Origin of the sequence: Azoarcus taiwanensis, from assembly GCF_012910885.1 — a bacterium.
GTDB classification, from domain to species: Bacteria; Pseudomonadota; Gammaproteobacteria; order Burkholderiales; family Rhodocyclaceae; genus Azoarcus_F; species Azoarcus_F taiwanensis.
Genome location: NZ_WTVM01000101.1, coordinates 1 through 13,963 on the forward strand (window position 1 = coordinate 1; position 13,963 = coordinate 13,963).

A 13,963-nucleotide genomic window follows, 5' to 3' on the forward strand; every position below is an offset into this window, starting at 1 on the left:
GTTGGTGGCTACCACCAGCCGCTTCGTCTCGCCGCGCTGGCTGCTGGCAGCGCCTTGCCCGAACAATGGGGTCAGGCCGATCGGGCCGTGGATTTCTACGACGTCAAGGCGGATCTCGAAGCCTTGTTTGCGCCGCAGCACCTCGAGTTTGCCGTGGTTTCGCACCCTGCACTTCATCCGGGGCGGGCCGCATCGGTGAAAGTGGATGGTCGCTACGTCGGGGTGATCGGTCAGTTGCATCCGATGTGGGTGGAAAGCTACGAACTCGGCGCCGCGCCGGTGGTGTTCGAGATCGAACTCGACGCTGCGCTCGCACGGTCGCTGCCGGCTTACAACGAGGTTGCACGCTTCCCGATCGTTTCCCGTGACCTGGCCTTGATTCTGGATGCCTCGGTTCCTAGCGCCCGTGTACGCGAGGTGCTGATGACCTCGGCCCCCGCCATCGTGAAATCCCTGGATGTTTTCGACGTCTACCATGGCAAGGGCATCGAGCCGGGAAAAAGGAGTCTTGCTTTCAGAGTCTTGATGCAAGATACTCATCGAACGCTTGAAGATTCGGAAGTGGACGGAGCAATGGCCGCAATGTTGGCCGGGGCGGAATCCATCCTCGGTGCGCGGCTGCGTGGATAGTGATATGAACGTGACTCTTACCAAAGCCGAACTGGCTGATCTGTTGTTTGAGAAGGTTGGGCTGAACAAGCGCGAAGCCAAAGACATGGTCGAGGGCTTCTTCGAGGAGATCCGGTCGGCGCTCGAGCGTGGCGAGAGCGTCAAGCTGTCTGGCTTTGGCAACTTTCAGTTGCGCGACAAGCCGCAGCGTCCGGGTCGGAACCCGAAAACCGGTGAGGAAATCCCGATTTCCGCGCGCAGGGTGGTGACCTTTCATGCGAGCCAGAAACTCAAGGCCGCGGTTGAGCGACTGACAGATGTCGACAAGCGCGCCTGAAGTATCGTCAGATCAGTTGCCGCCGATTCCGGCCAAGCGCTACTTCACCATAGGTGAGGTGAGCGATCTGTGCGCGGTCAAGCCCCATGTCTTGCGCTACTGGGAGCAGGAGTTCACCCAGCTCAAACCGGTCAAGCGTCGTGGCAACCGGCGCTACTATCAGCACCACGAGGTGCTGCTGATCCGTCGCATTCGCGACCTTCTGTATCAGGAGGGCTTTACGATCAGTGGCGCCCGTAACAAGTTGGGCGAGTCGGCGATCCGCAAGCACGAGGATGAAGAGGAGAGCGACAAGCTGCGCGCGCTGATCTTCGAACTGCGCGCCGAGATCGAGGAGGTGCTGAAGCAGCTTCGCGGCTGAGCTCCGGGCAGTCTGCAAAACGCACCGTGAGCACCGTCTAAATTTGCCACTGGAAAAAGCGAAACGGCCTGCTATAATGCTCGCTTGTGTCGGGGCGTAGCGCAGCCTGGTAGCGCACTTGCATGGGGTGCAAGGGGTCGCGAGTTCGAATCCCGCCGCCCCGACCAAATCGATTTGCGAAAGCCGGCCATGCGCCGGTTTTTTCGTTTACGCTGGCCCGTGCTAGCATCCCGATGCCGTGCGCCGTTCGCGTCGGCCTGTCCTGATTCTTCATTGACCATGCGCATTCTGCTCAGTAACGACGACGGCTATTTCGCCCCCGGGCTCGAGGCCCTTTACCTTGCCTTGCGAGAGCTTGGCGACGTGATCGTGGTTGCGCCGGAGCGCGATCGGAGTGGCGCCAGCAACTCACTGACGCTGGACCGGCCATTGACGCTTCGCAAGGCGGCCAACGGTTTTCATTTCGTCAATGGCACACCGACCGATTGTGTGCACCTCGCGGTAACCGGCATGTTCGACCACCTGCCCGATATGGTGGTGTCCGGCATCAATCACGGCGCGAACATGGGCGACGACACGATCTACTCCGGGACGGTGGCCGCAGCGACTGAGGGCTACCTGCTCGGCGTGCCCTCCATGGCCATCTCACTGGTGAGCAAGGGTGCATCGGACTTCGCCGCCGCCGGCAAGGTCGCTCGCGAGATGGTGGAGCGCTTCATTCGAGCGCCGTTCAAGCAGCCGGTGCTGTTGAACATCAATATTCCTGACGTGGCGGCTGACGAGCTGCGCGGCGTCAAGGTGACCCGACTGGGCAAACGCCACAAGGCCGAACCGGTGATCAAGAGCACGACGCCGAGGGGCGAGCCGGTGTACTGGATTGGCCCCGCCGGCAAGGCGGCGGACTCGGGTGAGGGCACCGATTTCAATGCGGTGGCCAACGGTTTCGTCTCGGTGACACCGCTGGAGATCGATCTGACGCATCCCCTGTTGATTCCGGACGTCTCCGACTGGCTTGTGAAATGACGGTGAAACGAATCGAGAGTGGAGGCCATACCCCGCACCGCACGCTTGCGCGACTGGTCGAGCGGCTGCGTGAGCAGGGTATCCGTGACGAGCGGGTATTACAGGCCATAGGCAAGGTGCCGCGTCAGCAGTTCGTCGAGCAGGGGCTTGCCTACAGCGCCTACGACGACACCCCGCTACCGATCGGCTATCAGCAGACCATCTCGCAGCCTTTCGTTGTTGCACGCATGCTGGAACTCCTGCACGCCGGACGCGTCGGATTAGGGCGTACGCTCGAGGTCGGTGCGGGTTGCGGGTATCAGGCCGCGGTGCTTTCTCATCTGGCGAGCGACGTGTACGCGGTCGAACGCATTCGACCATTGTTGGATCGTGCTCGTGATAACTTGCGACCGTTCCGCTTTGCCAATGTCAGACTAAAATATGCCGACGGCAGCCTGGGGTTGCCCGAAGCTGCGCCTTTCGACACCATCATTGTCGCGGCTGCGGCGAGGGAGGTGCCCCAGGCGCTCAAGGACCAGCTCGCGGAAGGCGGCCGGCTCATCCTGCCGGTGGGCGGGCTGAATCAGGTGCTATTGCTGGTAGAACGGCAAGGCGGGGTTTTCAGGGAAAGCCGGTACGAAGCCGTGCGCTTCGTGCCATTGCTCAGTGGAACAGAATGATCAAGTCAGTCATCAACATCGGCTCCGTACGTCTGTTGGCAGCAGCAGCGGTCGCTGTTTTGCTCGCCGGTTGTGCCGCGCAGTCACCAGCTCCCGTGCGACAAACCGGGTCGCCACCGGGAACCGCTACCGCGGCGCAGGTGCCCGGTGAAGTGCAACGCCTTCATGTCGTGCGGCCTGGCGATACGCTCATGGGTATCGGGCGTCTCTATGGGCAGAACGTCAATGATCTCGTGGCCTGGAATGCATTGAGCAATCCCAACCAGTTGCGGATCGGTCAGGAAATTCGTGTGTCGCCGCCCTCCGCTGCTGCAGGCGGTGTTGGGACGGTGGCGATCGCACAGCCGATTGACATGACCGGTCAGGCCGGAGCAGCCTCGTCGGCAGGCAGCACGCCAGTGTACGAAGAACCCCGTGGTGGGCGCCAACCCTACAGCGATCAAGCGTGGGCGGCAGTCCGTCCGGACGCTGCACCTTCGGCCGCTGCGGCAGCACCCAGCGAGACGGTGCCGCCACCGGCCGCGACCGGAACAGGTTGGCTGTGGCCAGCCAGTGGCCCGATCATCGCGCGTTTCGATGAAGCCACGAACAAGGGCGTTGGCATCGGCGGGAATCCGGGCGATCCGGTGGTGGCCTCCGCGGCAGGCAGCGTGGTGTACGCCGGCAGCGGCTTGCGTGGCTATGGAAAACTGGTCATCATAAAACACGACGACGAGTATCTGACTGCGTATGCGCACAATCAGAACCTGCTCGTGAAGGAAGGCGACACCATTACAAGGGGTCAACGAATCGCAGAGTTGGGCAGCACCGACACTGACCGCCCGAAACTGCATTTCGAGATTCGCAGGCAAGGGCGCCCGGTTGATCCGATGCAGTATCTGCCGCCCCGCTGAGGAGAGTAGTCAATGCGAGATCCGGTCGAGCTTCACGACGACGTCGATGGCGAACCGGATCTGCCGCCTGAAGTGGAGGTGATGGGAAGCCCCTCGCCTACACCTCCGCCCTTCGAAAGCGAATTTCTCAACGACGTCACCCAGATCTACCTCAACGAGATCGGCGCCAATCCGCTGCTGACGCCGGATGAGGAACTTTCGCTCACACGGCGCGTCAGGCAGGGTGACTTCGAAGCCCGGCAAACCATGATCGAGCGCAATCTGCGTCTGGTCGTGAACATCGCCAAGCATTACCTGAACCGGGGCATCCCGCTGCTCGATCTGGTCGAGGAAGGGAATCTCGGTCTGATTCACGCACTCGAGAAGTTTGACCCCGAGCGTGGCTTTCGCTTTTCAACCTACGCCACCTGGTGGATCCGGCAGAACATCGAGCGCGCGATCATGAACCAGTCGCGCACCATCCGATTGCCGGTGCATGTGGTCAAGGAACTGAACCAGGTGTTGCGCGCCCAGCGTCAGCTGGAGTCTCTCGGTAACGGCGATTGCACGATCGAGAGCATTGCCGACCAGGTCGGCAAGACCGTTGAAGAGGTTCGCTCCTTGCTGGCGTTGGCGGAACACACCGCATCGCTGGATGCCCCGCTGGATATCGATCCGTCCTTGTCGATTGGCGAGTCGCTGGCCGATGAGGCGATCGACTCGCCGGATCTGCTGATCCAGAACCACGAAGTCGAATCACTTGTGCGGGAGTGGATCGCGCTACTCAACGAGAAGCAGCGGCTCGTGATCCGGCATCGTTACGGGATGGACGGCTGCGAGGTTCTCACGCTGGAAGAACTCGCCTCTCAACTCGGCCTCACACGTGAGCGTGTCCGCCAGATTCAGCTTGAAGCGCTTGGCTTGCTGCGCAAGTCGATCAGGCGCAACGGCATCACGCGGGATGTGCTGCTTTGAGCGTGTGGGTTCGCGGCTTACGCCGCGAACCCACACGCTCGCCCTTCAACGCAAAGCCTGACGGCGACGCTCGAATCGGGCGCGGATTTCCTCGGCGAGTTCGAAGACCGACATCGCGTAGAAGCTGCTGCGGTTGTAGCGGGTGATGACGTAGAAGTTGCGATAGCCGACCCAGTACTGCGCGATTTCGCCGGGGGTGGGCAGATCGAAGACGGTGGCGAGCGAGGGATGGAGTTGGCTGCCGTCGTAGGCCGAGATGCCTGAGCTGATCAACGAGAAGTATTCAAGCGAGGGCTCGATGCCTGCCTCGATCAGCGGGCGCGGGTCGATGTCGGCAGGGATGCGGATCCGTTGCGCGATCGGCTCGCCTTCCTGCCAGCCGTGGGCAGCGAGAAAGTTGGCAATGCTGCCGATGGCGTCGATCGGGTCCGAGTCGAAATCTATGCGACCGTCGCCGTTGAAGTCCACCGCGTAGTTACGAATGCTGCTCGGCAGGAACTGCGGATAACCCAGCGCGCCGGCAAACGAGCCGCGATAGCTGAAGGGATCCCGACCCTGTTCGCGAGCGAGCAGGAAGAGGTTCTCCAGTTCGCGGCGAAACAGTTCCGCACGCCGGGGATAGTCGAATGCGAGGGTGGCCAGCGCTGAGACCGCTTCAAAGCTTCCGGTGTAGCTGCCATAGTGGGTTTCGACACCGAGAATCGACACGATGATTTCCGGCGGTACGCCGTAGATGCGGCTGGCCTCGCGCAAACTGTCTTCGTAGCGCACCCAGAAGGACACGCCGGAGCTGATCCGGGGCTCGCCCATGAAGCGTTGGCGATAGTTGCGCCAAGACCGCGCGCTCGGTTGGCTGGGTGGCTGGATCAGGCGAATCACCCGCTCGTTGTGACTTGCACGATGCAGCGCGTCGAGCAGCTCGCTACGGTCGAAGCCATGACGCTCCTCCATTTCCTGCACGAAGCTCAGCGCTTCGGGGTGCGAGACGAACGATGCTTGAGCAGCCGACAGCGCCACGAGCAGGCCCAGCAGCAGCACGAATGAAGGGAGTTTTCGGGTCATGTGCAAGGTCAATCGATTCTAAGTTGCCGCACGCGGGTGCGCAGTTCGCGAATCTCCGCGTCGTGCCTTGAGGAGGCGCGGCCGTAGCGAAGGCGGGCGTATGTTCTGGCGATTGCCCGCAGCATTGGCGCCTGTCTTGGGTAGCGCCCCGCAAGACGCTCAGCGTAATCCATCGGCCCTTCCCAGGGCAACCGCGGGCAGCCCTTGCGTGCGAACTTGTTACAGAAAGCCTGCCAAGTTCCGTCGAGCGGATCGCGCCGTGCGCGCTGTCGCATCGCCCATGCGAACAGGCCGAGCATCAGGGCCACCGAGAGCGTACCGAGCAGGCCGGTCAGCGCTTTCCAGTCGGGCTCGCTAAAGCCCAGTCGCTCGAGCAGGCGCCGCTGGTCGCCGGCGCTGAAACCGATGACGGTCTGGTTCCATGCGTTGGACAAGGCCTCCCAGCGGTGGCGCATGTCGCGCAGCCAGCGCATCGCAGGGCGAGCAAACAGCGGTAGCGGATCGCCGCTTGGCAGGGAAGCGGCGAGTCCGGATTCGATGCGTGATGGTGCGGCCAGTGCCGTTGGATCGACCCGCTGCCACCCCCTCTCGGGTAGCCAGACCTCGGCCCAGGCGTGGGCGTCCGATTGCCGCACTACCATGACACCGTCGACCGGGTTGATTTCGCCGCCCTGGTAGCCGGTGACCACGCGTGCCGGCAGTCCGGCGGCGCGGGCGAGAACGGTGAACGACGAGGCGAAGTGCTCGCAGAAGCCGAGTTGGGTGGTGTAGAGGAACTCATCGACGGTGTTCTCGCCCAGCAAGGGCGGTCGCAACGTGTAGGTGAGGCCCAGGCCGGCAATATGATCGAGCACCGCCTGGAGAGTAGCCACAGGGGTAGCGCTGTTTCGGCCGATCTCGGCGCCGGTTGCGACTGCACGGGGACTGCTCCCGGACGGCAGGCGCAAGGCGCGTTCCAGCACCGCACGGCTTTCACTCAAGCCGGCGACGGCTTCCGGGTGAGACACGATCTCGATGCGGGTGCGTGAGCGCAGCGGCGTGGTGGCGAGCAGTTGCTGGTCGCGAGCGAATCGCACCGTGGCGTCGGCTGAGACCGGGTGTTCGAGCGCAAGCAGCCAGCGCTGATTGTGGGGTTCGATGGTCAGCCGGTACGAGTGCGCCGGGCCTGCGACCACGACGCTCGGCTGGGCATCGCTGCCGACGGTCGCGGCGCGCCAGGTCCTGCCGTCGAAGTCGGTGAGTACCGGCCCGCGCCAATAACGTTGCGGAGGAGACGGCGGTGTGCCGGAGAACTCGGCCCGGAAGGCGATCGCTTCGGAGAGCCCAAGCTGGCTGATCGACCCGGGGGACATGTTGTCCGACAGCCCGGTCATGCCGGTGTGGGCGTCCGCGGGCAATCCCCAAAGTGGGCCGGGGATGCGCGGGAAGAGCACGAAAAGGACGAGCAGGAACGGAATCGCCTGCACCAGCATCAGCCCGCCCAGACGAAGACTCGCGGTCGGCCGGAAGCGGTCGGTCTGCAATGCCAGCAGGCTGACCGTTGCGAGCAGCGTCCCGGTCAGTGCGAGTGCGGCGACTGGCAGACTCTGATCATAGAAAAAGAGGCCGAGCTGCAGAAAAAATGCCAGCAGCACCGCCGCGCGTATGTCCCGCGAGGAGGCGATCTCGTGCTGCTTGAGACACAACAGCAGCGCGAGCAGGGCGACACCCGGATCCTTGCCGAAGAAATGGCCGTAGTGCAGACGAATGGCCAGTGCGGCGACGCAGGCCAGAAGCATCACCAGCAGGGCGTGGCTGCGCGGCGCGCCAGTGCGCAGGGCCCAGGCGCGCCAGATGAGCGCCAACACGCATGCCGCGCTGAGCCACGCGGGCAGATGAGTGACCGCGTGTGGTCCGAGCGTCACGGCTGCGGTCGCCAGCAGCCACAGCGATGCCGACAGCGGTGGTGGCGGTGGGGTCGGTTTCGGGTTGCGGGCGGGCAGGCCGAGCTTCATCGCGTCAGTCCTCTGCGCGCTTGTGTGCCGTGCCGCCAAGCCCGAACGTGGCGAGCCGGGCGAGACAGGCGCGACTGTGTCCGTCGCCCGATGCCGGGCCTATCGTGCCACCCGGCAGGCGCATGGTGAATCGCCTTCCCGCTGCTGTCGCGGCCAGTACCCAGGCGGTCATCCTCGCGACGCGCTGCTCGGTATCCAGCCCGGGAGGCAGTGCCTGCCAGTCGAGCTCGCAGTCGCCCTCCTCGTTGGCGGCAAATCGCTTGGTCATCATCGGACCGTCGCGTGCGATCACCTTCCAGGCAACATGCCGCGGCGAGTCGGAGTCGCGATGCGCGCGCAGACCGGCGAAATCATCGTCGCCGTCACCGGCGGAGCGGACGCCTGCGTCATGGCTTCCGGACTCCGGCAATGGCGGTGGGAGCGGCTCGGGGACCGGGTAGACGAGACAGCGTGCTTCCGGAATGAACACGCTCCAGGCCCGCACCAGGCCGAGCGGGTAACGTGTTTCGAGGGTCAGCCGACCGGGTGAGACCCATCCCCTTTGGTGGGTTGGGTGATCCAGCGACACTTCCTGTACGGAACCGGCATCTACCGACCAGGTGCTCGAGCGCGCCTCGCGGGAAGCGAGCAACAGTGCATGGCGTGGCAGCGTCGATTCGTTGCGCACGGTGAAGCTGAAGCGCGCTGGCTCTCCGGCGAATACCGGTTCGCCGCGGACGTGGGTCACCGACAGCCGCAGCAGATTGCGGAAAGCGTGGAACATGCTCACCACGCCAAGACCGAAGAGCAGGAACACCAGGCCATAGCCAAGGCTGAGGTTGTAGTTGATCGACGCAATGAGCATGACCACCAGCGCGACGGCGAACGCATAGCCAGCCCCGGTCGGCAGGACATAGATGCGGCGTTGGCCGAAGGTGAGGGGCAGGCGCTCCGGTGAGCTGAGGCGGAACAGCCATCGATCGAGGGCGAGGCGGATCGGCCTCAGCGGACTCATGCCCGAAAACGCCAGTTTCATCGCACGGGCACGGAGTGCAGCAGGCGTTGAATGGTCGCGGCAGACGCGGGGCGTCCGTCTCCGGTCATATGGAGGCGGTGACCGGCAACATACGGGAAGACCGCTTGTACATCTTCCGGAAGCACGTGGTCGCGCCCGTCCATCATCGCCCAGGCACGGGCAGCAGCGAGCAGACCAAGACCTGCGCGGGGGCTCAGGCCGCCCGCCAGCTCGCCGTCCTGTCGGCTTGCGGAGAGCAGTGTCTGCACGTATTCGACGAGCCGCTCGCTGACGATCACCTGGCGCGCGCTCTGCTGCAATTGTGCCAGGTCACCTGAGCCGACCACCGGGTCGACCCGCTCGAGCAAGATGCGTCGGTCCTCGCCCATGAGCAGGGCGCGCTCGGCTTCGGCGCCGGGATAGCCGAGCCGGATGCGCATCAGAAAGCGGTCGAGCTGGCTCTCTGGCAGCGGAAAGGTGCCGATCTGACTGGCGGGATTCTGGGTCGCGATGACGAAGAACGGATCGGGCAGCGGGTAGGTCTGACCGTCGGTGGTCACCTGATGCTCTTCCATTGCCTCAAGCAAGGCACTCTGGGTTTTGGGGGTGGCGCGGTTCACTTCATCGGCGAGAATCAGCTGAGCGAAGATCGGTCCGGGATGGAAGCGAAAGGCGCTCGTTTCGCGGTCGAATATCGACACGCCGACGATATCGGCAGGGAGAAGATCGCTGGTGAACTGGACGCGCTGGAACTGCATGCCGGTCAGGCTTGCCAGTGTGTGGGCGAGGGTGGTTTTGCCCACACCGGGTACGTCCTCGATGAGAAGATGACCGCGGGCGATCAGGCAGGTGAGCGCAAGCCGGAGCTCTTCACGCTTGCCGAGGATGATCGAGGAGGCCGCGTCGAGCAAGCGATTGGCAGGGATATGGAGCATGAGTGGGTGACTGTGAAAATCGCAACAAAGCGGTGATAATAGACGACAAACAGAGGGAACTCGCTGGGCCTGCTCGCCAGCGGTTGGAAGAGTCCCGCAGGACAAAGTTCATTGCACGGTATCGAGGAGGGTTATGACGACTACCGCGTTCATCACGCATCGGGACTGTTGGCTCCACGAGATGGGCAGCTTCCATCCCGAGTGTCCGGACAGGCTTGCAGCCATCAATGACCGGCTCATCGCCTCCGGCCTCGAGCTCTATCTGTCTTTTCACGACGCGCCCGTGGCGACCGAGGAGCAGGTTTGTCGGGCGCATGACTCCGCTTACTTCAAGCAGCTCGTGGAAAGCGTTCCCGAGCACGGCATTCGCCACCTCGATCCGGATACCGCAATGTGTCCCTCGACGCTGAAGGCGGCGTTGCGCTCGGCGGGTGCCGGAATCCTGGCGACCGATCTCGTCATGAAAGGCGAAATCGAAAATGCCTTCTGTGCCGTGCGACCTCCCGGTCATCATGCCGAACATGGCAAGGCGATGGGCTTCTGCTTCCTCAACAATGTCGCGATCGCCGCGCGCCATGCGCTGGAGGTTCATGGTCTCGAGCGGGTTGCGGTCATCGATTTCGACGTTCATCACGGCAACGGTACCGAAGACATCTTCCGCGAAGACCCGCGCGTGATGATGGCGAGCATTTTTCAGCACCCCTTCTATCCATACAGCGGCGCAGACAACAAGTCGGAGCACATGGTCAATGTGCCGGTCGCGGCCGGCACCCGCGGAGACGGTTTCCGTCAGGTGGTGACCGATGTCTGGCTCCCCGCGCTGCGCAAGCACGCGCCGCAGATGATCTTCATCTCGGCCGGGTTTGACGCGCACTACGAGGACGACATGGGCTCCTGTGGGTTGGTAGAGGCCGATTACGCCTGGGCGACCGAGCAGCTCAAGGCGCTTGCCGAGGAGTGCGGGCACAAGCGCATCGTGTCGATTCTCGAAGGCGGATATGCCTTGTCAGCGCTCGCGCGTTCGGCAGTGGCACACGTCAAGGTGCTGGCTGATCTTTGAGCCGGCAACTTTTCGCGGCTCACGCCGCTCCTACAGGTACGGCGAACGAAGTACCGGGTGGGAGCGGCGTGAGGCGAGAAGCGGCTGTCGCTATTTGGTCGCGCGCGGTACCTGTGCCGGCGCTCGCTTCAGCAAGCAAAGCGCCGATACTGGTCGCACGGCAGTGATCAGGTAGAATCAGGGTTTTATTTTTCAGGTTTCCATTTCCATGATTACCGGATCAATCGTCGCCATCGTCACGCCGATGGATGCAGATGGTGGCCTCGACTTCCCGCGTCTGCGTGCGCTCATCGACCATCATGTGGCAGAAGGCACCGACGGCATCGTCATCGTTGGCACCACGGGTGAGTCGCCGACGGTCGATGTCGAGGAGCACTGCGAACTCATTCGTGCCACGGTCGAGCATGCTGCTGGCCGTATTCCGGTCATCGCCGGAACCGGCGCCAACTCCACCGCGGAGGCGATCGAGCTCGCACGTTTCGCGCAGCAGGCTGGCGCTCAGGCCCACCTGTCGGTGGTGCCTTACTACAACCGACCAACCCAGGAAGGGCTGTATCGCCACTTCCGGGCAATTGCCGAGGCGGTCGAACTGCCGTTGGTGCTTTACAACGTGCCAGGCCGCACTGTCGCGGACCTGGCGAACGACACCGCGCTGCGACTGGCCGAGATCCCCAACATCGTCGGGATCAAGGACGCCACAGGGAGCATCGACCGGGCGTGCGACCTGGTCGAACGTGCGCCTGCCGGCTTCGCCCTCTATACCGGCGACGACATGACTGCGCTGCCCTTCATGCTGCTCGGCGGCCATGGCGTGATCTCGGTCACCGCCAACGTCGCTCCCCGTGCGATGCACGAAATGTGCACGGCGGCCCGCTCCGGCGATCTTGCCACCGCGCGTGAGATCAACGCGCGGCTGGTCTGGCTGCATCGCGATCTCTTCTGCGAAGCCAATCCGATTCCGGTCAAGTGGGCGGTCGCGCAAATGGGGCTGATCGGGGAGGGCATTCGCCTGCCGCTGACGACGCTGTCGGAATCCATGCATGATCGTGTGCGCGCCGCGATGCGTCGCGCCGGGATCAACCTCTGAACAACCGGGACACTCTGATACTCATGAAAGCTAGCCGCCTTTTCCCGCTGTCTGTCATCGCTATGTCGGTGGCGCTTGTCGGGTGCTCCACCTCGGGCTTCGAGGGCAAGAAAATCGATTACAAGAGCGCACGCCAGGTATCGCCGCTCGAATTGCCGCCGGACCTCACCGGCATGCGCACCGACGACCGTTTTGCCCTGCCCACCACCACTGGCGTCGCGACCTTCTCCGGCTATACCGCCGATCGAGCCGCGGCTCCGGTGTCGGGTGCCTCTAACGTACTGGTCGAAGTCGAGGGCATGCGGATCGAACGCGCCGGAACCCAGCGCTGGCTGGTGGTGCCCGGCAACGCGGATGTCCTGTGGCCGGATATAAAGGATTTCTGGATGGAGCTCGGCTTCATTCTGAACATCGACCGTCCCGAGATCGGCGTCATGGAAACCGACTGGGCTGAGGATCGCGCACGTATCCCGATGGATTTCGTTCGCGCCACCATCGGCCGGGTGTTCGACGGCCTGTTCTCGACCTCGGAGCGCGACAAGTTCCGCACCCGTCTCGAAGAGGGCAAGGAGCCGGGAACGGTCGAGATCTACATCAGCCACCGCGGCATGAAGGAGGTCTACACCAGTGAGCGCGAAGAGCGCACTGTGTGGCAGCCGCGTGAGCCGGATCCCGAGCTCGAAGCTGAAATGCTGCGACGCCTGATGGTTCGCCTGGGGGTCGAGGAAGAACGCGCTGCCGTAATGGTCGCACGTGCGGATGTGCCGCAACGCGCGGCCCTCCAGACCGGCGGCGAAGGACAGACCCTGCTGGTAGTGGACGAGTCTTTCGACCGCGCCTGGCGCCGCGTTGGTCTCGCGCTCGACCGTAGCGGCTTTACCGTAGAGGATCGTGACCGCTCACAAGGCTTGTTCTTCGTTCGCTACATCGACCCCGATGCCGACGCCCGTAGCCAGCGCTCACCCGGCGTTCTGTCGCGCATGGCCTTCTGGCGTGACACTGGTGCATCCGCGGTCACCAGCGGCGCTGAATATCGCATTCGGGTGGCCTCAGATGCCAGTCAGTCTGTCGTGACGGTGCTGACTCGTGAGGGTGGCGAGGACCGCTCGGTGACGGCACGTCGCATTCTGGAAGTGCTGCACAACCAGTTGCGCTGAACCAAGGCGCCAAACAAAAAAGCCAGCGATGTACGCTGGCTTTTTTGTTGGTGGGTGAGACTTACTTGAGGCTCAGGACCCACTGCGCCAACTGGGCCGCTTCCTCGGCGTTCACCTGCGGGTTCGGCGGCATCGGCACCGGACCGTAGACACCGGAACTACCCTGCTGGATTTTTCCGGCGAGCAATGCGACTGCGCCGTCCTCGCCACTGCGCTTCTCAGCGACTTCCTTGTAGGACGGTCCCACGAGCTTGCGATCAACCGCATGGCAAGCCATGCAGTTCTTCGCCCCAGCCAGCTTTTCGGCATCGGCGGCGCTCAGCGGCGCAACGGAGATGCCCGCGGCCTGCATCGCACCAGCGACTGCCGCCTCGGCGGCTTCCTTGACCTCTTCGACGGCCTCGGTGGCTTGCTCGACGACTTGCTCGCCTGCTTCACGGACCTGCTCGACTGCTGCTTCAACCGCGGTTTTTGCCTCTTCGGCCGCTTCTTCAGTGGCCTCGGCTGCTTCTTCAGTGGCCTCTTCAGCTGCCTCGGCGGCTTCTTCGACCTTCTCTACTGCGGCCTCCTGAACCGGTGCGGGGGCAGGCTGCTGCGCGGGTGCCGGGGCGGCGACCGGGGCCGGTTCTTCCTTCTTGCCACAGGCAGTCAGCGCAATGGCGACGAGCGCGGCGACCAGGAATGATGGCTTCTTCATGCTTAGCTTTCCTTCTTCGTGTGAGTTAGACAGCGCGCCCTCCCGGCACGCTGGGGTTTCCGGCACGCTCAGGTCAGCACGGAAACTTGCGGAGTTTATCAGCACATGCCGGAAGCTTGCGCGGAAACGCAGTTTAAACCC

General features: G+C 63.4%; 15 protein-coding genes and 1 tRNA gene. 11 read left to right on the plus strand and 5 right to left on the minus strand.

Going from position 1 to position 13,963, the window contains the following annotated elements; all coding sequences use genetic code 11:
• The 8 genes from GPA21_RS14675 to rpoS form a co-directional block, all read left to right on the plus strand.
• The coding region (locus GPA21_RS14675; protein WP_479686186.1) for a phenylalanine--tRNA ligase subunit beta-related protein at positions 1–630 on the plus strand (630 nt) is incomplete at its 5' end.
• Between the two features lie 4 nt (positions 631–634).
• The gene (locus GPA21_RS14680; RefSeq protein ID WP_168988882.1) at positions 635–946 is read left to right on the plus strand and encodes an integration host factor subunit alpha; all 312 of its coding nucleotides are present in this window, start codon (positions 635–637) and stop codon (positions 944–946) included.
• A complete protein-coding gene (locus tag GPA21_RS14685) occupies positions 927–1,307 on the plus strand; it encodes a MerR family transcriptional regulator (RefSeq protein WP_168988883.1) in 381 nt (126 codons plus the stop codon). The genes GPA21_RS14680 and GPA21_RS14685 overlap by 20 nt, the downstream gene beginning before the upstream one ends.
• 90 nt (positions 1,308–1,397) lie before the next feature.
• A tRNA-Pro gene (locus GPA21_RS14690) sits at positions 1,398–1,474 on the plus strand.
• 112 nt (positions 1,475–1,586) lie between these two features.
• Entirely contained in the window at positions 1,587–2,330 is a 744-nt protein-coding gene (gene surE / locus GPA21_RS14695; RefSeq protein WP_168988884.1) for a 5'/3'-nucleotidase SurE, read from the plus strand.
• Entirely contained in the window at positions 2,327–2,989 is a 663-nt protein-coding gene (locus GPA21_RS14700) for a protein-L-isoaspartate(D-aspartate) O-methyltransferase (protein WP_168988885.1), read from the plus strand. Before surE ends, GPA21_RS14700 begins: the two co-directional genes overlap by 4 nt.
• Complete coding sequence (locus GPA21_RS14705; protein WP_168988886.1) at positions 2,986–3,882, plus strand: peptidoglycan DD-metalloendopeptidase family protein; 897 nt, start codon at positions 2,986–2,988, stop codon at positions 3,880–3,882. Before GPA21_RS14700 ends, GPA21_RS14705 begins: the two co-directional genes overlap by 4 nt.
• Before the next feature lie 12 nt (positions 3,883–3,894).
• On the plus strand, positions 3,895–4,836 hold the full coding sequence (gene rpoS / locus GPA21_RS14710; protein ID WP_168988887.1) for an RNA polymerase sigma factor RpoS: 942 nt from the start codon (positions 3,895–3,897) through the stop codon (positions 4,834–4,836).
• Positions 4,837–4,881: 45 nt separating this feature from the next.
• On the opposite strand, the gene mltB is transcribed toward rpoS, so the two are convergent.
• The 4 genes from mltB to GPA21_RS14730 are packed head-to-tail and all read right to left on the minus strand — an operon-like array spanning position 4,882 to position 9,821.
• The gene (gene mltB / locus GPA21_RS14715) at positions 4,882–5,898 is read right to left on the minus strand and encodes a lytic murein transglycosylase B (RefSeq protein ID WP_168988888.1); all 1,017 of its coding nucleotides are present in this window, start codon (positions 5,896–5,898) and stop codon (positions 4,882–4,884) included.
• Between the two features lie 8 nt (positions 5,899–5,906).
• A complete protein-coding gene (locus tag GPA21_RS14720) occupies positions 5,907–7,892 on the minus strand; it encodes a transglutaminase TgpA family protein (RefSeq protein ID WP_168988889.1) in 1,986 nt (661 codons plus the stop codon).
• A gap of 4 nt (positions 7,893–7,896) precedes the next feature.
• A complete protein-coding gene (locus GPA21_RS14725; RefSeq protein WP_168988890.1) occupies positions 7,897–8,886 on the minus strand; it encodes a DUF58 domain-containing protein in 990 nt (329 codons plus the stop codon).
• Between the two features lie 17 nt (positions 8,887–8,903).
• Positions 8,904–9,821: an AAA family ATPase gene (locus GPA21_RS14730; RefSeq protein ID WP_168988891.1), complete on the minus strand. Its 918-nt coding sequence runs from the start codon at positions 9,819–9,821 to the stop codon at positions 8,904–8,906.
• A 133-nt stretch (positions 9,822–9,954) separates the two neighbouring features.
• Here GPA21_RS14730 and GPA21_RS14735 point away from each other — a divergent pair, with 133 nt between their 5' ends.
• The 3 genes from GPA21_RS14735 to bamC all read left to right on the plus strand — a co-directional run bounded on the left by GPA21_RS14735 (position 9,955) and on the right by bamC (position 13,125).
• Positions 9,955–10,881: a histone deacetylase family protein gene (locus GPA21_RS14735; RefSeq protein ID WP_168988892.1), complete on the plus strand. Its 927-nt coding sequence runs from the start codon at positions 9,955–9,957 to the stop codon at positions 10,879–10,881.
• Positions 10,882–11,089: 208 nt separating this feature from the next.
• A complete protein-coding gene (gene dapA, locus GPA21_RS14740) occupies positions 11,090–11,968 on the plus strand; it encodes a 4-hydroxy-tetrahydrodipicolinate synthase (RefSeq protein ID WP_168988893.1) in 879 nt (292 codons plus the stop codon).
• A gap of 23 nt (positions 11,969–11,991) precedes the next feature.
• Positions 11,992–13,125, plus strand: coding sequence for an outer membrane protein assembly factor BamC (gene bamC, locus GPA21_RS14745; RefSeq protein WP_168988894.1), 1,134 nt, complete (start codon positions 11,992–11,994; stop codon positions 13,123–13,125).
• 61 nt (positions 13,126–13,186) lie between these two features.
• On the opposite strand, the gene GPA21_RS21295 is transcribed toward bamC, so the two are convergent.
• On the minus strand, positions 13,187–13,822 hold the full coding sequence (locus tag GPA21_RS21295) for a c-type cytochrome (protein ID WP_339379774.1): 636 nt from the start codon (positions 13,820–13,822) through the stop codon (positions 13,187–13,189).
• Between the last annotated feature and the right edge of the window lie 141 nt (positions 13,823–13,963).